This is a genomic window from Streptomyces chartreusis NRRL 3882, from assembly GCF_900236475.1.
GTDB classification, from domain to species: Bacteria; Actinomycetota; Actinomycetes; order Streptomycetales; family Streptomycetaceae; genus Streptomyces; species Streptomyces chartreusis_D.
Genome location: NZ_LT963352.1, coordinates 3,542,066 through 3,565,667 on the forward strand (window position 1 = coordinate 3,542,066; position 23,602 = coordinate 3,565,667).

Here is a 23,602-nt window from a genome sequence, read left to right on the forward strand (position 1 = left end):
CAGGTCCCTCTTCTGCTTCCGGCTGTCGGTCAGTTCTTCGGCGGTACCGCCGGCACACCCAGGAACGGCAGCCGCAGCGCGCCGAACGCGTCCGCCGGGACCGCCGGGGACTTCGGCTCGACCGGCTGGAGGCGCTCGTAGGCCGCGCCCTGCCGCGGGCGCGGGTCGGGCTCGCCCTTGTTGGGCCAGAACGACATCGCCCGCTCCGCCTGGGCGGTGATGGTGAGGGACGGGTTGACGCCGAGGTTGGCGGAGACCGCGGCGCCGTCGACCACCGAGATGCCGGGGTGGCCGTAGAGGCGGTGGTACGGGTCGATCACGCCGGTCTCCCGGGAGTCGCCGATCGGGCAGCCGCCCAGGAAGTGGGCCGTCAGCGGGGTTCCCATCAGTTCGCCGACGTTCGAGCCGGCGAAGCCGTTGATCTCGGCGGCCAGTGCCGACGCGCTCTCCGTGGCCGCCTTGATCTGCTTCGGGTTGGGGGCGCCGTGACCCTGGCGGGCGGTGAGCAGGCCGCGGCCGACGCCCGACGGTTTCAAGTACGTCGTCAGGGAGTTGTCCAGGGACTGCATCACCAGGCCGATGATGGTCCGCTCCGACCAGCGGCGGTTGGACAGGGAGCGCAGCACCAGCAAGGGGTGTTTCGCCGCGTGGGCGAGGAAGCCCAGGACCCGTGAGGCGCCCGAGTCGCTCCCTGCGTAGGGGACCTGGAGGATCGACAGACTGCCCATCGAGTTGGAACCCTTGCCGTAGCGGACCGGCTCGATGTGGGTGTTCTCGTCCGGGTGGATCGAGGACGTGATGGCCACGCCCCGCGTGAAGTCGGCCTTCGGAGCGCCGTGCGCCTTGCGGTAGCGCCGGTCGTCGGTCTGGGCGCCGACCAGGGCCTCGGAGTTGGTGCGGGTCAGCCCACCCAACTTGTCCGATACGTACGGCAGCTGGCCACCGGCCTTCATCCGGTGCAACAGCGTCTGGGTGCCGTACGTGCCGGCGGCGAGGACGACCTGGCGGGCCGTGTAGGTCCGGCCCCTGGCCTTGCGGCGGTCGTCGGTGGGCAGGGTGGCGACCGCGTATCCACCGCGTGAGTCGTCGGTGACCGAGACGACGGTCGTCAGGGGGTGGACGACAGCGCCGGCCTTCTCGGCGAGGTACAGGTAGTTCTCGTTGAGGGTGTTCTTCGCGCCGTGGCGGCAGCCGGTCATGCACTCGCCGCACTCCGCGCAGGCCCTGCGGGCCGGGCCCGCCCCGCCGAAGTACGGGTCGGGCACCTCCTGACCCGGTTCGGCCTTGGCCGTGCCGTCGGCGTCCTCGCCGTCTCCGAAGAAGACGCCGACCGGGGCGAGGTGGAAGGAGTCGCCGCAGCCCATGCGCTCCGCGGCGGCCTTCAGGTGCACGTCGGACGGGGTCATGGTCGGGTTGAGCCGTACACCGAGCATGCGGCGGGCCTGGTCGTAGTACGGCTTCAGCTCCTCCTGCCAGTCCGTGATGTCACGCCACTGGGGGTCCTCGAAGAACGGCTTGGGCGGGACGTAGAGGGTGTTGGCGTAGTTGAGGGAGCCGCCGCCGACGCCCGCTCCCGCCAGGACCATGACGTTGCCCAGCAGGTGGATGCGCTGGATGCCGTACATGCCGAGCTTCGGCGCCCAGAGGTAGTTCTTGAGGTCCCAGGAGTTCTTCGGGAGGGACTCGCGGGTGAAGCGGCGGCCGGCTTCCAGGACGCCTACGCGGTAACCCTTCTCGGTGAGGCGAAGGGCGGTTACCGATCCGCCGAATCCGGAGCCCACGACGATGACGTCGTAGTCGTAAGCGTCCTCGGGCACGTGCCGTCTCCTCTTCGAGTGTGCAGTGCGGGTGGGTCCAGGCGTCTAAGGAAGGCCGGTCACCGGAACCTCAGTGCCTTCATCAGACGCAGACTGCGGCTCATGAACTGGGCGTACCTCTCGTCGTCCATGCCCAGTGAGGGGGCCATGGGGAGCACGCGCTGGTGGGCGACAGTCTGGGCCTCGGTGTACTTGAGGATGCCCTCGCTGCCGTGGCGGCGGCCGAGGCCGGAGTCCTTCATGCCGCCCATGGGTGCCTGGACGCTGCCGTAGGCGGGGGCGTAGCCCTCGTTGATGTTGACGGTGCCGGTGCGCAGGCGGGCGGCGACCTCCTGGCCGCGGCGGGCGTTCTTCGTCCAGACCGAGGAGTTCAGGCCGTACGCCGTGGCGTTGGCGCGCTCGATCACCTCGTCCTCGTTCGTGAAGCGGTAGACCGAGACGACCGGGCCGAAGGTCTCCTCCGTGCAGACGGACATGTCGGTGGCGACCCCGTCGAGGATCGTGGGCTCGAAGAAGTACGGGCCGATGTCCGGCCGCGCCACACCGCCCGCGACGACCTTCGCGCCCTTGGCGACCGCCTCCTGGACGTGCCGGGTGACGGTCTCCAGCTGGCGTTCGCCGACCAGGGAGCCCATGTCGGCGCCGTACGCCAGGGACGTCCCGAGGCGCATGGCCTTCGTGCGGGCGGCGAAACGCTCCAGGAAGGCGTCCGCGATCGACTCGTGGACGTAGAGCCGCTCGATGGAGATGCACAGCTGGCCCGCCGAGGAGAAGCAGGCCCGGACGGCACCGGCAGCCGCCTTCTCGATGTCGGCGTCCTCCAGCACCAGCATGGCGTTCTTGCCGCCCAGTTCGAGGGAGACGCCGACCAGCCGGGCGGCGGCGCCCTGCGCGACCTCGCGGCCGGTGCGGGTGGAACCGGTGAAGGACACGTAGTCGGCGTGCCGGACGACCTCGGGGCCGACGACCGGGCCGTCGCCGAGGACGACCTGGAAGACGTCGGCGGGCAGGCCGGCCTCGATGAGCAGGTCACGGGCCCACAGGGCGGTCAGGCAGGTCTCGGTGTCGGGCTTCATGACGACCGCGTTGCCCGTGACGAAGGCGGGGAGCGCGTCGCCGACCGACAGTTCCAGGGGGTAGTTCCAGGGCGCGATCTGGCCGACGACGCCGCGCGGGTGGCGCAGTTCGGTGACCTTGGTGAGGGTCGGCATGGCGCCGGCGTGCCGCTTCGGGCGGAGGTAGGCGGGGGCCTTGCGGCCGTAGTGCCGGGCGGCGACCGCGACGGCCTGGACCTCCTCGTGGGCGTGCAGCCGGGCCTTGCCGGTCTCCAGCTGGATCAGGTCGAGCACCTCGGCCTGGCGCTCCAGCACCAGGTCGTGGAAGCGCAGCAGGACGGCGGCGCGCTGCCGTACCGGGGTCTGTGCCCACACGGCCTGGGCGGCGCGGGCCAGTTCGAAGGCGTTCGCCACGTCCTCGGGCGTCGACTCGGGGAGGTCGGCCAGCTTCTCGCCGGTGAACGGCGTGTGGTTGGCGGTCCGGCCGGAGCCTGCCACGCCCTTGGTGAGCTGGGCGACCAGCTCGGGGGTGACCACGTCGGCGGCGGTGCGGGCGCCCGCCGGGGCGGGGGCGAGGGGGTTCGTGCCGGTCTGTGCCGTGCCGGTCTTCTCCGGGGCGTGCGCGTCCGTCATGAGGCGCAGGGTATGCCCCGGCGGAGCCTTTGGGTACCCGTCGGTAATACGGCTTCACCGAGTACACACAAGGCGCCAGCGGCTGCTGGCACGAACGCCCTGATCAGGGCGTTGTGCGGTGACCAGTGGGTGTGATTCAGCCTTTTACGATCCTGAGCCGGTCCCGTGCGCCCTTGAACACCGAGGTGCCCTCAGTCTCCTCGGGCGTGCCCTTGGGCATGTCGACGCGCAGTTCGTACATGCGGTCGTCGTCGGTGCGGATCACCACCCGCATGACCCGCCGGGGGTCCTCGTCCAGGTTGTAGGTGGTGTCGGCGAGGGCGGCCTCGAAGCCCTGGACGCTGGTGCGGGTGTACTGCGTGTGCGCGTCCTCCTCGGCACCGCCCCGGACCACCCGCGCCTTCCTGGCCTGGGCCATCGGGGAGCCCGGCGCCTTGTCCCAGACGAGGAGGCGGACCTGGATCGAGCCGCCCCGCTCGCTGCCGTAGAGCGCCGTCCGGGGCTGGTCGGTCGTGCTGCCGGCCTTGTCGAGTTCGCGGTAGTGGCTCGGGAGCCGGAGTACGGCCGCCATGTCCTGGTCTCGGTGCGGGGTCCAGGCGCCGTCAGGACTCGGGCCAGGGGCGGTGGGGGCCGGGCTTTTGCGGGCGGCCTCTTCGGTCGTCTCCGCGCTGCTGGTGTCGCCGAGGTGGGTGGCGGCGCCTATGCCGCCGGCGAGGAGCGCGCTCATCAGGGCGAGGGGGCCGGGGCGGAGGAGGCCTTGACGCTTCGGCGGTACCGTGTCGTCCGCGGACTCCTGCATGCTCGCAGAGTCACGTATGTCGACAGAGTCGCTCATCCGCGCAGAGTCCCGTACGTTCGCAGACTCCCGTGTATGCGCGGCCTGCTGAGGCTCCTTCGGTGTCTCGTCCGACGCCGGCCGCTGCCCGGCCGCCGCCTCCAGCGCCTTCGCGACCTCCTCTGCGCCCGGCCGCTGTTCGGGTTCCTTCACCAGCAGGCGCGCGATCAGCGGCCCGAGGGGTCCGGCCTGCTTCGGTTCGGGCGGCTCGGCGGCGAGGATCGCGGTGAGCGTGGCCTCCGGCGTGTCCCGGCGGAACGGGGACGCCCCCTCGACGGCCGCGTACAGCAGTACGCCCAGGGACCACAGGTCGGAGGCGGGCCCGGCGATGCGGCCGGTCATGCGCTCGGGCGCGACGAACTCCAGCGAGCCGATGGACTCCCCGCCGGTCGTGAGCGACTCCTCGCCCTGCACATGGGCGATGCCGAAGTCGGTGAGGACGACACGTCGGTGCGGGCCGAGCAGCACATTGGCCGGTTTCACGTCCCGGTGCACGATGCCGACGGAGTGCCCGGCACGCAGCGCACCGAGGACGGCGAGGCCGATCCGGGCGGCTTCGCGCGCCTCCACCGGGCCGCGCCGGAGCACCTCGTGCAGGGACCCGCCCGGCACCAACTCCATGACGATCCAGGGGAGTCCGTCGAGCGCCGCGTCGACCGCGTCCAGCCCGTCGCGTCCGACCCGGCCGTGGCGAACGGTCCGCCCGGCCCGTGCCTCCGGCTGCCGCTCCGGTTCGACGACCACGTCGTGGATGGTGACGGCGGCGGGATGGTCGACGCGGGCGGCGGCGCGGGCCTCGCGGTAGAGCCGGTGGGCCGCACGCCGGCGGCTCTCGTCCTCCGGGTCGCCCGGATCGCCCGGCAACCGGGGCTGCTTCACGGCGACTTCCCGCTGCACGAGTTCGTCGTAGGCCCGCCAGACGGTGCCCGACCCGCCGGAGCCGATGCGCTCGATCAGCCGGTACCGCCCACCGATCGACCGGCCCTGGGCGCCCGTCCCACCCCCGTCGTTGCTCATGCCCCATCAGTACCCCGCGGGGCGGCCGCTTGTCGACGCGAGGCCCTGGCCGGACGCCGGTTCACGTTCCGTCGATGTCCGGGTCAGGGCGAGGGTGAGGCGGCCGCGGTGGTGGTGGCGCTGGTCGCTGCGGGAGTGCTCGGAGTGCCCGACCGGTGGGCGGAGGGTCCGGCCGAGGGCGTCTCCGGCGCCGAACTCTTCGGCGTACGGCCGCCGTCGCCGCCGCCCTCGTCCATGAGCAGCGCCGCCGCCGACACGCCCGCCCCGGCCATCGCGGCGACCAGCAGCGCGGCCACGAGCACCCGGCGCGTGGGCTGCCGGAGCAACTGCTCGTGCCGCTCGTCCGGCCCGGGCAGGTCCGTCGGCGGCACCGGCGGTTGCCGATCGGCGCTGTCCTGCGGCCGTCCGTGCGAGGCACCCCGCGCCGTCGGCGCGTACCCGGGCGGCGGAGCCTGCGGCGTGCTGCCCGTCTCGCGGAACGCCCGCAGCATCCGCTCCGCCCGGTCCGCGTCCAGCCGCCGATCGGGATCGCGTTCCAGCAGGCCCTGTACGACGGGCAGGAGCGGCCCGGCCTGCGCGGGCGGGCGGATGTCGCCGACGACGACCGCGTGCAGGACGCCGCCCAGCGAGTCGCGGTGGAACGGCGACTCGCCGCTGAGGGCCGCGCACAGCAGCGCGCCCAGCGACCACAGGTCGGATTCTGGCCCGGTCCTGACCCCGGACATCCGCTCGGGCGCGGTGTACTCGGGTGAGCCGACGAAGGAGCCGTTCTCGGTGAGCGTGGGGGCGCCCGCGACCTGGGCGATGCCGAAGTCGGTGAGGACGACCCGGTCGGTACCGGCCTCCAGCAGCACGTTGTCGGGCTTGAGGTCGCGGTGCAGAACCCCGGCCGCGTGCGCGGCGCGCAGCGCGCCGAGCAGGGCGATGCCGATCCGTGCCGCCTCGGCGGCGTCGACCGGGCCCTGGGTGGCGAGGCGGTCGGCGAGGGAACCGCCCTCGATCAGCTCCATGACGATGTACGGGCGTTCGTCGTCCTCGACGACGTCGTGGACGACGATGATGTGCGGATGGCTCAGCTGTGCGACCGCCCGCGCCTCGCGCAGCGTACGGTCCCGCTGCCGGCGCGCTTCCGCCGCGGAGAGCGTCTCGTCGAAGGGGAGCTCCTTGACGGCCACGCCCCGGCCGAGCAGCTGGTCGGTCGCCCGCCAGACCACGCCCATGCCACCGCGCCCGAGCCTCGCCTCGAGCCGGTAACGGCCCGCGATGACACGCATGCTGTGCCCCTCGGTCCCCATGCGGCAATCATGCCCCACCGGAGGGAGGGGCTCCGGGGCAGCGACCCGCGGGTGGCCGAAACACATGGCCCTGCGTCAGAGGGCTCCCACGTCAGGGGGTCTTCTCGTGCCAGCCCTGCAGCAGCGACGTGAACTGCTTGCGCGCCTTCGCCCAGTCCCGCGCGGGCGCCGACATGTAGAGCGCGTACTCGGTGCCGTCGCGGGCGACGTACGTCTCCTCGATGGCCCTGCGCGGACCGGGGAACTTGGTGTCCTTCGGCTGCGCGGTCCAGGTGTACTCCCACAGCGCGCCGTCCCGGTCACGGTAGACGTTGCGCTCCAGCTTCACTCGCTTGTAGTCCACCAGCCGCTGCAACTGCTGCTCCAGGTCGAGCTGGTGGGCGTACGGGTCGGCGAAGTCCGGGGAGGTGTCGACGGCGATCCGGACGAAGTGCCGTCCGCCGTCGGGCGTGTAGTCGATCTGCTTGAGCTCGCCCTGCGGGCCGAAGGTCTGGCGCTTCCATCCCTTGGGCAGGTAGAGGCTGAAACCCGCGGGGTCGTCGCGGCGGGTCCAGCCGGCGGGAACCGAACTCCCGGGCTGCTCCGTGCTCGTGGTACCGGACGAGCCGGCTGCGCCGCTCGCCGTCTGCCGGCTCTCGTTCCACTGCTGGAGCGCCACGGCGGTGCCCCCGCCGATGATGGCCGCGAGAGCGACGACGAGGGCGAGGGTACGAAGCCGGCGGCGTCGCCCCGAACCGGCCGGCTGCGGGCCCGTCGCCATCGGACCGAGCCGGGTGGGACCGGGCGTCCCGTGGCCGGTGGCAAAGGCCCCGGCCGCCGGCGTGCCGGCCGTGGCGGCACCGGCCGTCGGCGTGCCGGCCGTGGCGGCACCGGCCGTCGGCGTCCCGCCGGCGGGCGTCCCGGCCAGCGGCGGGAGCGGCGTCCGGGTGTGCGATCCCGAGCCGTTACCGACCGCGCCCGTGCCGGACGAGTTCGTGCCGGACGGATTGGTGCCGGACGCGCTCCTGCCGCTGTGCGCGTCCCGGTACGGCGACGATCCCCCGTACTGCGTCGGCACATAGGCCTGCGCCCCGTTCGGCCGCCGCCCCTCCGCCGCCTCGGCGAGCATCTGCTCGGCCTCGGACGCGTCGGGCCGGGCGGCCGGATCCTTGCGCAGCAGGGCGGTGATGACGGGCGTGAGCGCACCCGCGTGCTGAAGCTCGGCGGCCTCCTCCTCGACCACCGCCTGCATGGTGGTCAGCGGTGTGGTGCGGCGGAACGGCGAGCGGCCCTCCACCGCGGTGTAGAGCGTCGCGCCGAGCGCCCACAGGTCGGAGGACGGGCCCGGGTCGTGGCCGCGCACGCGCTCGGGCGCCAGGTAGTCGACCGAGCCGACGACCTCTCCGGTGCGGGTGATGGTGGTGTCGCCCTCGATCTGGGCGATGCCGAAGTCGGTGAGCAGGACGCGTCCGTCCCGGCCGAGGAGGACGTTGCCCGGCTTGACGTCGCGGTGCAGGACGCCGGCGGCGTGCGCGGCGCGCAGGGCCCGCAGCACCCACATGCCGATGCGCGCCGCCTCGCGCGGCTCGACACGCCCGTCCTCCTTGACCGCGTCGGCCAGGGAGCGGCCCTCGACCAGCTCCATCACGATCCACGGGCGGCCGTCGTGCTCCAGCACGTCGTGCACGGTGACGACCGCGGAGTGGTTGATCCGCGCGGCTGCCCTGGCCTCGGCCCGGGTGCGCGCCAGCAGGATGGCCTGCTCGCTCTCGGAGACGTAGAGGGCGGCCGTCAGCTCCTTGATGGCGACGGACCGGTGCAGCACCTCGTCATGTGCTCGCCATACCCGGCCCATGCCGCCACTGCCGATGGAGTCGGCGAGCCGGTAGCGGCCCGCGACGAGCAGGCCCTGCATCTGATTCACGTTGCCCCGCAATGGTCTTGACAGGGTCAGCGTAAGGACCCGCCCATCCCCAGGGAACAAGCGGGGTACCACGGTGACCGCACTGTGACGGTTGTCGGTGTCCGGGACGGAAGGGAACCGGGAGGTGAACTCCGGCGCACGACAGCCGGCTCAGAAGGTCATTTCGTCACCCGGTACGTCGCCGCCGCCTGCTCGTACAGCCGCGTCACCTCGTCCCGTTCGGACTCCGGGCCGCGCACCTGGACCACGTGGTACCGCCCGGCGACCAGCATCGCCAGGTTGCGCACGTACAGCTCGCCCCCGTCGTCGCCGGTCCAGGTGAACTGCCCCTCGGCCATGGTCCGCCCGCCCACCTCGATCGTCTTCAGCCCCGTGGAGGTGGCCCAGCTGGAATCGCGGTACGGCTGCAACTCGCGTTCCCTCTCCCGCTGGTAGTCCATCGGATCGCTGCCGTACTCCGACGCGCTGTCCCGGCCGGGTACGACGATGAGCTCGAAGTCGCCCTTCGCGTAGACGACCTGACCGCTGCCGCCTCGTGGAGTGCGGTCCCAGCCCTTGGCTACGGCGACCTGGAAGCCCGCCGAGTCCTTGCGCAGGGTGAAGCCGTCGGCGACCTCCGGGCCGGTGGTCTGCGTCTGTGTGGAACCGGCCGATGTCGACGGGCTCTTCTCAGGCTCGGGCGACGCCCGGTCGGGCCGGGGCTCGCCGCTGGCGTCCGCCTCGGGCGCCTGACTGACCTCACCGGCGGCACCGGTGCGGTCCGTGCCCTGCGCGCCGTCGCTCTGCGACTTGGGCATGAAGAGCATGGCGTAGGCGATCGCCGCGGCCATGACGAGCAGGACGAGCAGGAGCAGGGTCCGGCCGAGTCGGTGCGGCGACCGGGACTCCTTCTTGGCCCGCTTGTGCCGCCCGTGGTGCGCGGGCAGCCCGGCCCGCCGCCTGCGCACGAGCTCGCCCCGGCGCCGTACGACGGGCAGCCGGCTCGCGTCGGCGGGCGGCGCCGCGACGACGTGCACACCGGCCTCCGGCTCGGGCGCCGAGCGCACGAGCGAGCGCAGCCAGCCGCGCAGTTCCTCGAAGTCCAGGCGCTCGGTCGGGTCCTGACGCAGCAGCGACTCCACGACCGGCCTGAGCGGCCCGCACTCCTCGGCGTACGCGGGCGGTTCCCCGCACACCATCTGCACCAGCTCGGCCGTCGACTCCTCCGGGTAGGGCGCATGCCCCTGCACGGCCCTGAAGAGCAGCGCGCCCAGCGCCCACAGGTCGGTGGCGGGACCGATCGGCGCGGCCAACTGCCAGTTCTCGTGCACGGGTCCGGCCTGCTCGGGCGCCCAGCGCTCCGTCACGGGCCCCATCACGGCCATCCGCGCCTGCCGCGCCCGCTCGGCGGCCAGGGCCGTGGCCGGGCCGCGCCGGGGTGCCGGGGTGTGGGCGACCAGGTCGTCCCACCGGGTGGACTCGCCGGGGGCGACGGGGTCCGAGGCCGGGGAGACAGCCGTCTGCTCCTGTTCCTGCGGTGCGGGCGCGCTGCCGGTTCCGCCGCGGGGTGTGGCGCCGTGCCAGGCGGTCGTACGGGGGGCGCCGCCCACGCCGTAGGGGTCGGCTATCCGCCCTGGCGGGGGCGCCCCGGGGCCTGTGCTCTGCCCGGGGACGTACGGCGACTGCACCGAGCCGTTGCCGTGGGGCCCGGGTCCGCCGTCCGGGGCGGGCCGGGCACCGGGCAGCGCGGCCCGGCCGTTCTGCTGCGCCTCCTGGACCCGGGCCGCGGCCCGGGCACCCGCCCGGTAGGCCGCGATCGCCCCGGCCCGCGCGGCCCGCGGATCCTCGCTGTCCTCCACGCTCCTGCGGGCCGGCACGGGCGAGCCCGCGCCTCCCGCGCCGGCACCGGCCGTCGGCAGCCCCCGGGCTTCCCGGGCCTCTATGGCGGCCCGCCGCGCGGCCTCGGGATCACCCGCGCCGCCGACGCCTCCCGGGCCCCCGGCACGCCCCGGGCCTCCGGCGCCATTGACCATCGCGGCGCCACCGGTCTCCTGGCCGGGCTCGTCGAGGGCCGGAGCCGGAACGGGGTCGTACCCGCACAGCGCCTCCTCCGCCGCGCCCACGGCCAGCCCGGTCAGCATCACCCGGCCGTCGTCGCAGACGAGGACCGTCCGCGCGGTGATGTTCCGGTGCACCCAGCCGTGCGCGTGCAGCACCCGCAGCGCCATGAGGACGTCGGAGGCCACCTCGGCCGCCCGGTACGGCGTCAGCGGCTTCTCGGCGAGCAGCGCCGCCAGCGGACGCGCGGCCACCAGCTCGCTGACGATCCACAGCGAGCCGCCCTCGGCGAACACGTCGAAGACCTGGTCGAGTCGGGGGTGATCGGGAATGGCCGCCGCGGCCTGCGCGGCCTCGACCGCGCGCCGTACCACCGGATCCGTCGGCCGTCGGGTGCCCGGACGGGCGCCGGGCCGCCGCGCGCCACCGTCACGTGCCGTGAAGCCGTCGGGCAGCCCCTCCGCGTCGAGGACCTCCGCCTCGACCACCTCCGGCAACGGCACCTGTCTGACCAGGACTTCCTGTCCGCTGTAGGTGTCGAAGGCCCGGGATTCGGTGAGTTCGTACTCGTCGGACGGCGGCAGCGGCAGGCGGTAGCGGTCGGCGAGCACCCGTCCCGCATAGTCGTCCACGATGCCTCCCCCGGCAGCCTGGTCGGTCACATCCGTTCGCCCCACGGTCCGTTCCGGCTGCGCACGGTCCGCAAACATTTACGATACGTGCCGCAGGCAACCCGCAATGGGGGGATGCCAGATCTCACTCCCCAAACCCGGGGCCGCTCATGCTCAGGACTTGGGTTCGAAGGTCTTGGTCAGCGTCCGCCAGGTCTCCTTGCGCAGCTCACCGTCCCAGTCGGCCGCCTTCGCCGTGTACATGAGCGCGTAGCCCTGCCGGTCGTCGACGACGAAACCCCGGTCGATGGTCCGGTACTCGGTGCCGCTCTCCACGTAGGTGAACTCCCAGTCGGCCGTGTTCCAGTCGCGGTAGTCCACCTGCTCTATTCGGATCTTCTTGTACTGCGCGCGCTGCATGTAGCGCTCCTGGCTCTTCCAGTCCGCCACCGGGTCGCCCTTGGGCGTGGACGTCCAGGCGATGAGCAGCTTCTGCCCGTCGGGCCCGGTGAACCGGTCGCCCGCGCCCCCCGTGGACTGGTACTTCCACCCCTTCGGCAGCCCGATCGAGTATCCCTGGCTGCCCTGGTGCGTCGATTCCGCGGCGGTGCCCTTGCCGCCACCGGAAGACTCGCTCGCGCGGCCGTCGGGCGTGCTGTTCGAGGCGGACCCCGACTGCGCGGGCTGCGTCGCCGCGCTGTCGGTGCGCGTGCCGTCGCTCGCGTCGCCCTTGGTGTCGGCGCTGCCCGACGCGGTGGCGACGGTCTTGCCGCCGCGCTCGCCGGCGGCCCCCTTCGAGTCCTTGTCGTCTCCGCTGAGCGCGATGGCGAGCACCGTGCCGATCACGGCGAGCACCACGACCGCCGCGATGATCATCATGGTCCGCCGCGGCACCACGTCGGTGAGCGGCGCCCTGGGCGCGGGCCGTGGCGGCAGGTCCGGCCGCGGCATGACGGGCCACCCCGAACTCCGGCCCCCGGGCTCGCCCTTCGTCCCGTGCGCACCGGACCCTGCACCAGCCCCGGCAGCCGCCCCCGAGGCCGACGCCGCCGCCGAACCCGGCTCCGGCACGGACGCACCCGCGTCCCCGGCCCCGGCCTTTCCGCCTTCCGGTCCGGATGCGGTCGTACCGTCCTCGGCCCGGGTCCGGGACGCGGCCGACGCCCCGGCCGTTCCGGCGGCGGCCTTGCGCACGGAACGCAGCGCACCGCGCAACCGCTCCCCGGCCTCCTCGCTCCGCTTGCTCCCGGACCCCGCCGAACTGCCCTTGCGCGAGGCCTTGTCCGGCTGCGCCGGCAGCGGCACGACCTTCGTCGCGTCCATCGGCTCCGGCTCGGCCGTCACGGGTGCGTGGATGACGGAGTTCAGCATCGCCCGCGCGCCCGCGTCGTCGAGCCGCTTGGCGGGGTCCTTGGTGAGCAGCCCGTGGATGACGTCCCTCAGCGGGCCGGCGTTCTTCGGCTCCTCCAGCGGCTCGGTCATCACCGCCGTGAGAGTCGCTATGGCCGACCCCTTGTCGTACGGCGGCGCGCCCTCCACCGCCGCGTACAGCAGCCCGCCGAGCGACCACAGGTCGGCCGCCGGGCCCGGCTTGTGCCCGCGTGCCCGCTCGGGGGAGATGTAGGAGGGCGCGCCGACGAGCATGCCGGTCGAGGTGATGGACGGGTCGCCCTCGACCTGGGCGATGCCGAAGTCCGTGAGCACGACCCGGCCGTCCTCGGCGATCAGCACGTTGGACGGCTTCACGTCGCGGTGCAGGATGCCCTCGCGGTGCGCGGAGCGCAGCACGTCCAGGACGGCGAGCCCGACCTCGGCGGCCCGCTTCGGCTCGAGGAGGCCGTCCTCCCGGATGACCTCGGCGAGCGACTTGCCCTCGACGAGTTCCATCACGATCCAGGGCCGGTCGTCCTCCTGGACCACGTCGAAGACCGTCACGGCGCTGTTGTTGCGGATCCGCGCGATCGCCTTGGCCTCGCGCAGCGTCCGCGTGATCAGCCGCCGCTTCTCCTCCTCGTCGATGTTCGACGGGAACCGCAGCTCCTTGACGGCGACCGTCCGCCCCAGCGTCTCGTCCTCGGCCCGCCACACCGTGCCCATGCCCCCGCGGCCGAGCACCTTGCCCAGCCGGTAACGCCCCGCGAGGAGACGCTCCATGTTGTCCTGACGAGTGTCCTGACGAGATGTGCCCGCCCGCTCCGCCTCCGACATGCGTCCCCTCATACAACCCGCCCTGACAGAGCCTCCATTGTCTCTCACCCGACAAGTGCCCAGCGCCCAGGGGCCCCCTGGCGGAACGCCCCGGCGGGCCGCCCACCCGGAACCCGGGTGCTGCGCCCAGCGCGCCGCCTTGCATGATGGGCCCCCGACGCCCCGACCAGGGAGGAGCCGGTGTGCCGCCCTTTCGGACCTTGCTGGCCCTGCCCGTGTCCGTCGCCGTCCTCGGCCTGCCTCCGGCCGACTCGTCGGCTCTCTCCGCTCCGCCCACGGACGCGGTGCTCCCCCTGCTGGTGACCCAGGGCAGGGCTCCGGCCGCGGCCCTGCTCGCCCAGGAGGGAACCACCACGCGCTATGCCCACGCCGGGCAGGGAATCTCCCGGGCGGACCACTTCCGCGCCGGCAGCGTCACGAAGACGTTCATCGCGACGGTCGTGCTGCAACTGGCCGCCGAGCACCGGCTGTCGCTGTCCGACACCGTGGAGCAGCACCTGCCGGGCCTGGTGCGCGGAGCGGGCAACGACGGCCGCGCGCTGACCCTGCGCTCCCTGCTCACCCACACCAGCGGCCTGTACGACTACACCGCGGACACCGGCGGAACCGCACCCGTCACACCCCGTCAGGCCGTACGCATCGCACTCACCCACCCCCCGGCCGAACGCGGCCGCTTCTCCTACTCGAACACCAACTACGTCCTGCTCGGCATGGTCGTCCAGCAGGTCACCGGCCACTCGTACGCCGCCGAGGCCGAGCGGCGCATCATCACTCCCCTGAAACTGACGGGCACCTCCTTCCCCGGATCCCGCTCCTCGCTGCCCTCTCCGCACGGCCGCGCCTACGCCGCCGACGGCACCGACGTCACCGATCTCGACCCGCGGGTGGCCGGCGCCGCGGGCGAGTTGGTGACCACGCTCGCCGATCTGGACCGCTTCTACTCGGCCCTGCTCGGCGGCCGGCTGCTGCCTCCGCGCAGGCTGCGCGAGATGCTCGACACCCGTGCCGCGCACGGCGCGTACGGCATGGGCCTGTTTCCCGAGAAACTGCCGTGCGGCACCACGGTGTGGGGGCACAACGGGCACATATCCGGCAGCTACGTGCGCGCCGCGGCCACCGTCGACGGCCGGCGTGTCCTCACCTTCCGCGTGAACACGGACGCGATCGCAGATCCCGGTCTCGAACCCGCGGTGCTCGCGGCCGAGTTCTGCCCCCGCACCTCGTAGAACGAGCGGGTTCCGAACGAAGGTCCCACTTCCCCGCACCCGTTCGGGTGACAGCGTCCTACAACGGCACGATGTCCGGCGCCCCCAGCCGCGCCGCGTCCGCCGTGAGGTCGTCGGGCTGGCGCTGCGACTCCCGCTCGGCCTCCACCCGCTTCTCGTAGTGCTGCACCTCGCGCTCGATCTGGTCCTTGTCCCAGCCGAGGACCGTCGCCATCAGCTCGGCGGCGTCGCGCGCGCTGCGCGTGCCCCGGTCGAAGGTCTCGATGGAGATGCGCGTCCGCCGGGTCAGCACGTCGTCCAGATGCCGCGCCCCTTCGTGCGAGGCCGCGTACACGATCTCCGCGCGCAGATAGTCGTCGGCCGCCGGCAGGGGCTCACCCAGGGAGGGGTCCTCGGCGATGAGCGCGAGGAGCTCCTCGGTCATCGTCCCGTACCGGTTCAGCAGGTGCTCCACCCGCACCACATGCAGTCCGGTCCGGGCGGCTATCCGTGCCCGCGCGTTCCACAGCGCTCGATAGCCCTCGGCGCCCAGCAGCGGCACGTCCTCGGTGACGCACTCGGCGACCCGCATGTCGAGCCCGTGCACCGCCGCGTCCACCGCGTCCTTGGCCATGACCCGGTAGGTGGTGTACTTGCCGCCCGCCACGACGACGAGCCCGGGCACCGGATGCGCCACGGTGTGCTCGCGCGACAGCTTGCTGGTGGCGTCCGACTCACCCGCGAGCAGGGGCCGCAGGCCCGCGTACACGCCCTGGACGTCGTCCCTCGTGAGCGGTACCGCGAGGACCGAGTTCACGTGTTCCAGCAGGTAGTCGATGTCCGCGCTGGACGCGGCCGGGTGGGCCTTGTCGAGGTCCCAGTCGGTGTCCGTCGTGCCGACGATCCAGTGCCGCCCCCAGGGGATGACGAACAGCACGGACTTCTCCGTGCGCAGGATCAGCCCGGTCGTGGAGTGGATCCGGTCGCGCGGGACGACCAGATGGATGCCCTTGGACGCCCGGACGTGGAACTGGCCGCGCTCCCCGACCATCGCCTGGGTGTCGTCCGTCCACACGCCGGTCGCGTTGACGACCTGCTTGGCGCGGATCTCGTACTCGCCGCCGGCCTCGACGTCCTGCACCCTCGCGCCGACGACCCGCTCGCCCTCGCGCAGGAAGCCCGTGACCCGCGCGCGGTTGGCGGCCTTGGCGCCGTAGGCCACCGCCGTGCGCACCAGGGTCGCCACATAGCGAGCGTCGTCCATCTGGGCGTCGTAGTACTGAAGCGCCCCGACCAGCGCGTCCTTCTTCAAGCAGGGCGCCACCCGCAGGGCGTGAGAGCGGGTCAGGTGGCGGTGCATGGGCAGGCCCCGGCCATGCCCACGGGCCATGGACATGGCGTCGTACATCGCGACGCCCGACCCTGCGTACAGGCGCTCCCAGCCCTTGTGCTGCAAGGGGTACAGGAACGGCACGGGCTTCACCAGATGCGGGGCGAGCCGCTCCAGCAGCAGGCCGCGCTCCTTCAGGGCCTCCCGTACGAGCGCGAAGTCGAGCATCTCCAGGTAGCGCAGGCCACCGTGGATCAGCTTGCTGGACCGGCTGGAGGTGCCGGACGCCCAGTCGCGCGCCTCGACCAGGCCCGTGGACAGGCCCCGGGTCGCGGCGTCGAGGGCGGTGCCCGCACCGACCACGCCTGCGCCCACCACCAGCACGTCCAGCTCGCGCTCGGCCATAGATGCGAGTGACTCGACGCGCTGCGCCGGCCCGAGTGTCGCTGTCCTCACCGCTGCCTCCCGCTCATCGGTCGCGCCGGCCGCACCCGTCGGGTGAGACCCCGTCCGTATCCCCCATGCCCAAATTCTGACCGTGTTGCCCGACTTCAGCCACCACGGGCCGTCAGCCTGTGGACAACGTCCACGGGACACTCACCGAAACTCGGGCGAGCAATCCCGCATATCGGTCATATTTACTCCTAGTCTGACATTGCGCTCGCCCGTCCTGTCCACAGGGCTTGCGCACCTGTCCCACTTCGGCTATCGGGAAGGACGGCCACGCCATGCCCGCAGATCTCGCCGTCATCGGACTCGGCCCGTACGGCCTGCCCCTGGCCCAGGCCGCCGTCGCCGCCGGCGTCGCCACCATCGGCTACCGGACCGGCCCCGAGGCCGGCTCCCTCAGCCCCGCCGAACAGCGCCGGATGCTCTCGGGGGGCTTCCGGCCGACCACGAACGCAACCGAGCTCGGCCGGGTACGCACCGCGGTCATCTGCGCCCCCACCCCGCGGGGCGCCGACGGCGGACTCGACCTGAGCCAGCTGGAGGCGGCCGCCCGCACCCTGGCCGCGCACCTGCGCCCGCACACCACTGTGATCCTGGAGTCACCTGTGTACCCAGGGACGACAGAGGAATTCCTGCGTCCCCTCCTCGAAGAGGGATCGGGTCTGCGCGCCGGCCGCGACTTCCACCTCGCCTACTCCCCCAGCCGCGTCGACCCCGGCAACCGCGACTTCACCCCCGCCAACACCCCCAAGGTCATCGGCGGCCTCACGCCGGCCTGCACGGAGTCGGCCGCCGCCTTCTACGGACGGCTCACCGACAAGGTGGTACGCGCGCGTGGACCCCGCGAAGCGGAGACCGTGCAGCTCCTGGAGACCAACTACCGGCACGTCAACATCGCCCTCGTCAACGAGATGGCCGTCCTCTGCCACGACCTCGGCGTCGACCTGTGGGACGTCGTCCGCTGCGCGGAGACCAAGCCGTTCGGCTTCCAGGCCTTCCGCCCCGGTCCCGGCGTCGGCGGCCACGCCGTCCCGCAGGACCTGACCGCCCACGGCGGCCGCACCCTGCGCATGGTGGAACTGGCCCAGCAGGTCAACAACCGGATGCCCGGCTACGTCGTCCAGCGCGGCGCCACGCTCCTCAACGAGCACGGCAAGTCGGCCCGGGGCGCACGCGTGCTCCTCCTGGGCGTCACCTACAAGCCCGACCTCGCCGACCTGCACGGCACCCCCGCCCAGGAGGTTGCCCTGCGCCTGCTGGAACTGGGCGCCTCGGTCAGTTACCACGATCCGCACGTGCCCGCCTGGAGCGTCCTCGACCGCCCCGTCCCCCGCGTGGACTCCCTCTACGAGGCGGTCGCCGACGCGGACCTGACCATCCTGCTCCAGCAGCACCGCACGTACGACCTCCAGGGCCTGTCGGTGAAGGCCCAGCTGCTGCTGGACACGCGGGGGGCGGCGCCCACGGGGGCGGCGCATCGGTTGTGAAGAGGGGCGCGTGGGGGCGCCGAGCCCTCTGGGCTGGTGGCGCGGGGCACCCCGCCGCCAGTACCTTGGGAGACGGCGGAGCCCACCGCAGAGTGGTCGCTGAGGCAGGCTCCTGGATGGATCACGGAGTGTCCGCCCCTAGTCTTCGTGGGGGCGGCCGCTCGCCATCCGAAAATCCGCAAGATCCACCTCCTCCGGCACTGCACCATCCGAAGACGGAGTCGGTCCCAGCGGGTGGGCTTGCGGTGGCGTCCCATGGGCGCCCCCTAGAAGAACCTGGGGCGCCGACCACGGACACCGGCGCCTCGAAACCGCCCTCCACGGGGCCGAACGGCCCAAAGGCAACCGCGCCTCCGTACGGCAACAAGCGCCCTGTCAAAGCCAGTTGGACATGCGAAAGGGCCCAGCCACTCACACGAGTGACCAGGCCCTTCCCGTCCTGTGCTCTCCGGCCTACCGCCGATGCTGCGAGTCCGCCACCGTCACCTCGACCCGCTGGAACTCCTTCAGCTCGCTGTACCCGGTCGTGGCCATCGCCCGGCGCAGCGCGCCGAAGAGGTTCATCGAGCCGTCGGGGGTGTGGGACGGGCCCGTGAGGATCTCCTCGAGGGTGCCGACCGTGCCGAGGGCGACCTTCTTGCCGCGCGGGAGCTCCTCGTTCACCGCCTCCATGCCCCAGTGGTGGCCCTTGCCCGGGCCGTCGGTCGCGCGGGCGAGCGGGGAGCCCATCATGACCGCGTCGGCGCCGCAGGCGATCGCCTTGGGCAGGTCGCCGGACCAGCCGACACCGCCGTCCGCGATCACGTGCACGTACCGGCCGCCGGACTCGTCCATGTAGTCGCGGCGGGCCGCGGCCACGTCGGCGACCGCCGTGGCCATGGGGACCTGGATGCCCAGCACGTTGCGCGTGGTGTGCGCGGCGCCGCCGCCGAAGCCGACCAGCACACCGGCCGCACCGGTGCGCATCAGGTGCAGCGCCGCCGTGTACGTGGCGCAGCCGCCGACGATCACCGGGACGTCCAGCTCGTAGATGAACTGCTTCAGGTTCAGCGGCTCGTGCGAACCGGAGACGTGCTCCGCCGAGACCGTCGTGCCGCGGATGACGAAGATGTCCACGCCCGCGTCGACGACGGCCTTGGAGAACTGGGCCGTGCGCTGCGGGGAGAGCGCCGCGGCCGTGACCACGCCCGAGTCGCGCACCTCCTTGATGCGCGCGCCGATCAGCTCCTCCTTGATGGGCGCGGCGTAGATCTCCTGGAGGCGCCGGGTCGCCGCCTCGGCGGGCAGCTCGGCGATCTCGTCGAGCAGCGGCTGCGGGTCCTCGTACCGCGTCCACAGACCTTCGAGGTTCAGCACGCCCAGGCCGCCGAGCTCGCCGATGCGGATGGCGGTGGCCGGGGAGACGACCGAGTCCATGGGAGCGGCCAGGAACGGCAGCTCGAAGCGGTAGGCGTCGATCTGCCAGGCGATCGAGACCTCCTTCGGGTCCCGCGTACGGCGGCTGGGGACGACGGCGATGTCGTCGAAGGCGTACGCCCGGCGGCCGCGCTTGCCGCGCCCGATCTCGATCTCAGTCACGTCTGTGGCCTTTCCCTGATGCGTTTCAGCGTCTTCCAGTATCGCCGACGGGCACGACGAGGGCGGCCCCGGATGCTCCGGAGCCGCCCTCGGAAGGCCGGGCCGCTACTTGCTGCGGCTGTAGTTCGGTGCCTCGACCGTCATCTGGATGTCGTGCGGGTGGCTCTCCTTGAGGCCCGCGGAGGTGATCCGGACGAAGCGGCCCTTGGTCTCCATCTCCTCGATGGAGGCGGCGCCCACGTAGCCCATGGTCTGGCGCAGACCGCCGACGAGCTGGTGCAGCACGTTGGCCAGCGGGCCGCGGTAGGGCACCTGGCCCTCGATGCCCTCGGGCACGAGCTTGTCGTCGGAGGCGACCTCGGCCTGGAAGTAGCGGTCCTTGGAGTAGGACCGGCCCTGGCCGCGGGACTGCATCGCGCCGAGCGAGCCCATGCCGCGGTACGACTTGAACTGCTTGCCGTTGATGAACTGAAGCTCGCCGGGGGACTCCTCACAGCCCGCGAGCAGGCTGCCCAGCATGACGGTGTCGGCGCCCGCGGCGAGCGCCTTGCCGATGTCGCCCGAGTACTGCAGACCGCCGTCGCCGATCAGCGGCACACCGGCCGGACGGGCGGCGAGGGACGCCTCGTAGATGGCGGTGACCTGCGGGACGCCGATGCCGGCGACCACGCGGGTGGTGCAGATGGAGCCGGGGCCGACGCCCACCTTGATGCCGTCGACGCCGGCGTCGATCAGGGCCTGGGCGCCGTCACGCGTGGCGACGTTGCCGCCGATCACGTCGACACCGACGCTCGACTTGATCTTCGACATCCAGCTGAGGGCGTTGCTGTTGTGGCCGTGCGAGGTGTCGACCACCAGGAAGTCCACACCGGCCGCGGCGAGCGCCTGGGCCCGCTCCAGGGCCTCGGGGCTGGCGCCCACGGCGGCGCCGACGATCAGCCGGCCCTCGGCGTCCTTGGCCGCGTTCGGGTACTGCTCGGCCTTGACGAAGTCCTTGACCGTGATGAGGCCCTTGAGGACACCCGCGTCGTCGACCAGCGGAAGCTTCTCGATCTTGTGGCGGCGCAGCAGCTCCATGGCGTCGGGGCCGGAGATGCCGACCTTGCCGGTCACCAGGGGCATGGGGGTCATGACCTCGCGCACCTGACGGGAGCGGTCGGTCTCGAAGGCCATGTCACGGTTGGTGACGATGCCGAGCAGCTTGCCGTTGCCGTCGGTGACGGGGACGCCGCTGATGCGGAACTTGGCGCACAGGGCGTCGGCCTCGGCGAGCGTCGCGTCGGGATGCACCGTGATCGGGTCGGTGACCATGCCGGACTCGGACCGCTTCACCAGGTCGACCTGGTTGACCTGGTCCTCGATGGAGAGGTTGCGGTGCAGTACGCCGACGCCGCCCTGGCGGGCCATGGCGATCGCCATGCGCGACTCGGTGACCTTGTCCATGGCGGCGGACAGCAGTGGGATGTTGACCCGGACGTTGCGCGAGATGCGGGACGAGGTGTCGACCGCGTTGGGGAGCACTTCGGATGCACCCGGCAGCAGCAGCACGTCGTCGTAGGTCAGCCCGAGTGTCGCGAATTTACCGGGCACTCCGTCGACGTTGGCAGTCATGACACCTTCCCCAAATGGCCTTGATCGGTGCGGATGTCCATGCTAACGGGAAGCGCGGCTGTCTCATTCCACGGTTCCGGTCGGCTCCGGGCTTCGTATGTTCGTACGGAAGCGGCCCACCGCCTGTTCAACAGAGGGGTTGTTCAAGCAGGGCTACTGCTCGGCCAGCGCCCGCAGCCGGCTCAGCGCCCTGTGCTGCGCCACCCGGACCGCGCCGGGTGACATTCCCAACATCTGGCCCGTCTCCTCGGCCGTGAGGCCCACCGCGATCCGCAGCAGCAGCAGCTCCCGCTGGTTCTCGGGCAGGTTGGCCAGGAGTTTCTTGGCCCATTCCGCGTCACTGCTGAGCAGGGCGCGCTCCTCCGGCCCCAGGGAGTCGTCGGGCCGCTCGGGCATCTCGTCCGAGGGGACGGCCGTCGAGCCGGGGTGACGCATCGCCGCGCGCTGAAGGTCGGCGACCTTGTGGGCGGCGATGGCGAAGACGAACGCCTCGAAGGGGCGCCCGGTGTCCCGGTAGCGGGGCAGCGCGAGGAGCACCGCGACGCAGACCTCCTGGGCGAGGTCCTCCACGAAGTGCCGGGCGTCGCCCGGGAGGCGGGACAGACGGGTGCGGCAGTAGCGCAGGGCCAGGGGGTGGACATGGGCGAGCAGGTCGTGCGTGGCCTGCTCGTCCCCGTCGACGGCGCGGTGGACGAGCGCGCCGATCGCCCCTTGGGCATTGACCGCCTCGTCGTCGCGCATCGGTCCATGGTGCCTTGCGGCCGCCGGGTCCGTGGCACCGCGCCCGTTGTTGTGCACCGAAGCGTTATGAGCAGGTGCGCCGGAACTCATCCCCTGCGCCCTCCCCTTCCGCTCGACCGACTCGTCCCCGAGGAACTCCACACCCTCAAGGATGCGGCATCCGCGGCGAAACGAGCAGCGGGCACCCTGCGGACCCGCGGTCCGCCCCCGCCGACCTGGCTTTCCGTGCCCTCACCACGACCGCTGGGGCCTGCCGTTCGGATCATCCCGGGGCCGTGGGTCCTCGCGTGCACCCTGCCGAGCTCTCGACCTCGCTCGGGCAGGGACGGATCCCCGCCGAGGCTGTCGTCGGCCGCCGGCTTCGGCACACGCGGGTACGGCTCGCGCGGGGGCATCCGCGTGCCCCCGCTCTCCGGCCCTGGCCGGAGCCCGCGCCTCGAAGCCGACCCGATCCGAAGGACAGGCCCTAGCGCACCAGACCCCACCGGAAGCCGAGCGCCACGGCGTGGGCCCGGTCCGAGGCGCCGAGCTTCTTGAACAGGCGCCGGGCGTGCGTCTTGACGGTGTCCTCGGAGAGGAACAGCTCACGGCCGATCTCCGCGTTCGAGCGGCCGTGGCTCATGCCTTCGAGCACCTGGATCTCACGCGCCGTGAGCGTCGGCGCGGCGCCCATCTCGGCCGAGCGCAGCCGGCGCGGGGCGAGCCGCCAGGTCGGGTCGGCCAGGGCCTGGGTCACCGTCGCGCGGAGCTCCGCGCGGGAGGCGTCCTTGTGCAGATAGCCGCGGGCACCGGCGGCGACCGCGAGGGCCACGCCGTCCAGGTCCTCGGCGACGGTGAGCATGATGATGCGCGCACCGGGGTCGGCGGACAGCAGCCGCCGGACCGTCTCGACGCCGCCCAGGCCGGGCATGCGTACGTCCATCAGAATCAGGTCCGAGCGGTCGGCCCCCCAGCGGCGGAGGACTTCCTCGCCGTTGGCCGCCGTCGTCACGCGCTCTACGCCGGGCACGGTTGCGACCGCGCGACGGAGCGCCTCTCGGGCAAGCGGGGAGTCGTCGCAGACGAGGACGGAAGTCATGGCCGCCCTCCGCAGCTGATGCGCGTCACCTTGAGCCTCCAGGCTGGTACGAAATCGTCACCTGTGCGGTCGACCGCCTCGGACGCCTGCCCGAGCGCTTGTTCCTTCAACCGCCTCGCACTCTCAACGACGGTCACTCGAAAGAGTTACGGGGTCGGCTGACATCTTCGGCACTCTACGTGAGGGACCGGACACGGTGCAGACATGCGCAACAGACCCTCGAACTTTCATCACAACCTATGCCCCATTCAGACCCATTTCTTCCGCTTTGCCGGTGTCTGGAGCTAGATTCGCAATGAGTCATATTTTCATCTCCTTAGATCGTAGTTGTACGGTCGTGGACACCGGATCCGCCCAAAACGGCTACAAGGGGTCACGTAATGGCAGATTTCTCCCGCCTTCCCGGACCGAACGCGGACCTGTGGGACTGGCAACTGCTGGCTGCCTGTCGCGGAGTGGACAGCTCGCTCTTCTTCCATCCGGAGGGTGAGCGCGGTGCGGCTCGGAGTGCTCGCGAGAACTCGGCCAAAGAGGTCTGCATGAGGTGCCCGGTGCGTGCCGAGTGCGCCGCCCACGCGCTGGCGGTGCGGGAACCGTACGGCGTGTGGGGCGGGCTGACCGAGGACGAACGCGAAGAGCTGATGGGGCGGGCGCGCAACCGGCTGGTGCCGGCGTCGACATCCGGCGGGCACGCCGCCTCGAACAACTGAA

Annotated in this window: 15 protein-coding genes; 3 read left to right on the forward strand and 12 right to left on the reverse strand. The window is 72.3% G+C overall.

Annotation, left to right across the window (positions count from 1 at the left end; genetic code table 11):
- Nucleotides 1-29 precede the first annotated feature (29 nt).
- The 7 genes from SCNRRL3882_RS15720 to SCNRRL3882_RS15750 form a co-directional block, all read right to left on the reverse strand.
- Nucleotides 30-1,817 carry a GMC family oxidoreductase N-terminal domain-containing protein gene (locus SCNRRL3882_RS15720; RefSeq protein ID WP_010036479.1) on the reverse strand — a complete coding sequence of 596 codons (1,788 nt, stop codon included), beginning with the start codon at nt 1,815-1,817 and terminating at the stop codon, nt 30-32.
- A 59-nt stretch (nt 1,818-1,876) separates the two neighbouring features.
- Entirely contained in the window at nt 1,877-3,505 is a 1,629-nt protein-coding gene (locus SCNRRL3882_RS15725) for a succinic semialdehyde dehydrogenase (protein ID WP_010036481.1), read from the reverse strand.
- Between the two features lie 136 nt (nt 3,506-3,641).
- On the reverse strand, nt 3,642-5,357 hold the full coding sequence (locus tag SCNRRL3882_RS15730) for a serine/threonine-protein kinase (RefSeq protein ID WP_010036483.1): 1,716 nt from the start codon (nt 5,355-5,357) through the stop codon (nt 3,642-3,644).
- 83 nt (nt 5,358-5,440) lie between these two features.
- Nucleotides 5,441-6,631: a serine/threonine-protein kinase gene (locus SCNRRL3882_RS15735; RefSeq protein ID WP_231911131.1), complete on the reverse strand. Its 1,191-nt coding sequence runs from the start codon at nt 6,629-6,631 to the stop codon at nt 5,441-5,443.
- A gap of 112 nt (nt 6,632-6,743) precedes the next feature.
- Nucleotides 6,744-8,546 (reverse strand): serine/threonine-protein kinase, encoded by a 1,803-nt coding sequence (locus SCNRRL3882_RS15740; protein ID WP_010036491.1) that lies wholly within the window; start codon nt 8,544-8,546, stop codon nt 6,744-6,746.
- 167 nt (nt 8,547-8,713) lie between these two features.
- Complete coding sequence (locus SCNRRL3882_RS15745) at nt 8,714-11,224, reverse strand: protein kinase (RefSeq protein ID WP_029180947.1); 2,511 nt, start codon at nt 11,222-11,224, stop codon at nt 8,714-8,716.
- A gap of 153 nt (nt 11,225-11,377) precedes the next feature.
- Nucleotides 11,378-13,411 (reverse strand): serine/threonine-protein kinase, encoded by a 2,034-nt coding sequence (locus SCNRRL3882_RS15750; RefSeq protein WP_029180948.1) that lies wholly within the window; start codon nt 13,409-13,411, stop codon nt 11,378-11,380.
- A gap of 182 nt (nt 13,412-13,593) precedes the next feature.
- Here SCNRRL3882_RS15750 and SCNRRL3882_RS15755 point away from each other — a divergent pair, with 182 nt between their 5' ends.
- A complete protein-coding gene (locus SCNRRL3882_RS15755; protein ID WP_010036498.1) occupies nt 13,594-14,637 on the forward strand; it encodes a serine hydrolase domain-containing protein in 1,044 nt (347 codons plus the stop codon).
- A gap of 58 nt (nt 14,638-14,695) precedes the next feature.
- Here the strand turns inward: SCNRRL3882_RS15755 and SCNRRL3882_RS15760 are convergent, their stop codons facing one another.
- Nucleotides 14,696-16,402: a glycerol-3-phosphate dehydrogenase/oxidase gene (locus SCNRRL3882_RS15760; protein ID WP_010036500.1), complete on the reverse strand. Its 1,707-nt coding sequence runs from the start codon at nt 16,400-16,402 to the stop codon at nt 14,696-14,698.
- 272 nt (nt 16,403-16,674) lie between these two features.
- Here SCNRRL3882_RS15760 and SCNRRL3882_RS15765 point away from each other — a divergent pair, with 272 nt between their 5' ends.
- The gene (locus SCNRRL3882_RS15765; RefSeq protein ID WP_010036502.1) at nt 16,675-17,883 is read left to right on the forward strand and encodes a nucleotide sugar dehydrogenase; all 1,209 of its coding nucleotides are present in this window, start codon (nt 16,675-16,677) and stop codon (nt 17,881-17,883) included.
- A gap of 453 nt (nt 17,884-18,336) precedes the next feature.
- Here SCNRRL3882_RS15765 and SCNRRL3882_RS15770 read toward each other — a convergent pair whose 3' ends face one another.
- From SCNRRL3882_RS15770 to SCNRRL3882_RS15785, 4 genes are all read right to left on the reverse strand, one after another.
- Nucleotides 18,337-19,461, reverse strand: a complete 1,125-nt coding sequence (locus tag SCNRRL3882_RS15770; RefSeq protein WP_010036504.1) for a GuaB3 family IMP dehydrogenase-related protein — start codon at nt 19,459-19,461, stop codon at nt 18,337-18,339.
- A 105-nt stretch (nt 19,462-19,566) separates the two neighbouring features.
- The gene (guaB, locus tag SCNRRL3882_RS15775) at nt 19,567-21,072 is read right to left on the reverse strand and encodes an IMP dehydrogenase (protein ID WP_010036506.1); all 1,506 of its coding nucleotides are present in this window, start codon (nt 21,070-21,072) and stop codon (nt 19,567-19,569) included.
- A 153-nt stretch (nt 21,073-21,225) separates the two neighbouring features.
- The gene (locus SCNRRL3882_RS15780) at nt 21,226-21,813 is read right to left on the reverse strand and encodes a sigma-70 family RNA polymerase sigma factor (RefSeq protein WP_010036508.1); all 588 of its coding nucleotides are present in this window, start codon (nt 21,811-21,813) and stop codon (nt 21,226-21,228) included.
- Nucleotides 21,814-22,279: 466 nt separating this feature from the next.
- The gene (locus SCNRRL3882_RS15785; RefSeq protein ID WP_003948568.1) at nt 22,280-22,891 is read right to left on the reverse strand and encodes a response regulator transcription factor; all 612 of its coding nucleotides are present in this window, start codon (nt 22,889-22,891) and stop codon (nt 22,280-22,282) included.
- A gap of 380 nt (nt 22,892-23,271) precedes the next feature.
- Between SCNRRL3882_RS15785 and SCNRRL3882_RS15790 the strand changes: the two genes are divergently transcribed.
- On the forward strand, nt 23,272-23,601 hold the full coding sequence (locus tag SCNRRL3882_RS15790) for a WhiB family transcriptional regulator (protein ID WP_029180949.1): 330 nt from the start codon (nt 23,272-23,274) through the stop codon (nt 23,599-23,601).
- The last annotated feature ends 1 nt before the right edge of the window (nt 23,602 follow it).

What these genes read in the sequence shown, in the direction of transcription:
- SCNRRL3882_RS15725 (WP_010036481.1), bottom strand. Translation starts at nt 3,505, where the DNA reads ATGACGGACGCGCACGCCCCGGAGAAGACCGGCACGGCACAGACCGGC.
- SCNRRL3882_RS15730 (WP_010036483.1), bottom strand. Translation starts at nt 5,357, where the DNA reads ATGAGCAACGACGGGGGTGGGACGGGCGCCCAGGGCCGGTCGATCGGT.
- SCNRRL3882_RS15735 (WP_231911131.1), bottom strand. Translation starts at nt 6,631, where the DNA reads ATGCGTGTCATCGCGGGCCGTTACCGGCTCGAGGCGAGGCTCGGGCGC.
- SCNRRL3882_RS15740 (WP_010036491.1), bottom strand. Translation starts at nt 8,546, where the DNA reads ATGCAGGGCCTGCTCGTCGCGGGCCGCTACCGGCTCGCCGACTCCATC.
- SCNRRL3882_RS15750 (WP_029180948.1), bottom strand. Translation starts at nt 13,411, where the DNA reads ATGTCGGAGGCGGAGCGGGCGGGCACATCTCGTCAGGACACTCGTCAG.
- SCNRRL3882_RS15765 (WP_010036502.1), top strand. Translation starts at nt 16,675, where the DNA reads ATGCCCGCAGATCTCGCCGTCATCGGACTCGGCCCGTACGGCCTGCCC.
- guaB (WP_010036506.1), bottom strand. Translation starts at nt 21,072, where the DNA reads ATGACTGCCAACGTCGACGGAGTGCCCGGTAAATTCGCGACACTCGGG.
- SCNRRL3882_RS15780 (WP_010036508.1), bottom strand. Translation starts at nt 21,813, where the DNA reads ATGCGCGACGACGAGGCGGTCAATGCCCAAGGGGCGATCGGCGCGCTC.
- SCNRRL3882_RS15785 (WP_003948568.1), bottom strand. Translation starts at nt 22,891, where the DNA reads ATGACTTCCGTCCTCGTCTGCGACGACTCCCCGCTTGCCCGAGAGGCG.
- SCNRRL3882_RS15790 (WP_029180949.1), top strand. Translation starts at nt 23,272, where the DNA reads ATGGCAGATTTCTCCCGCCTTCCCGGACCGAACGCGGACCTGTGGGAC.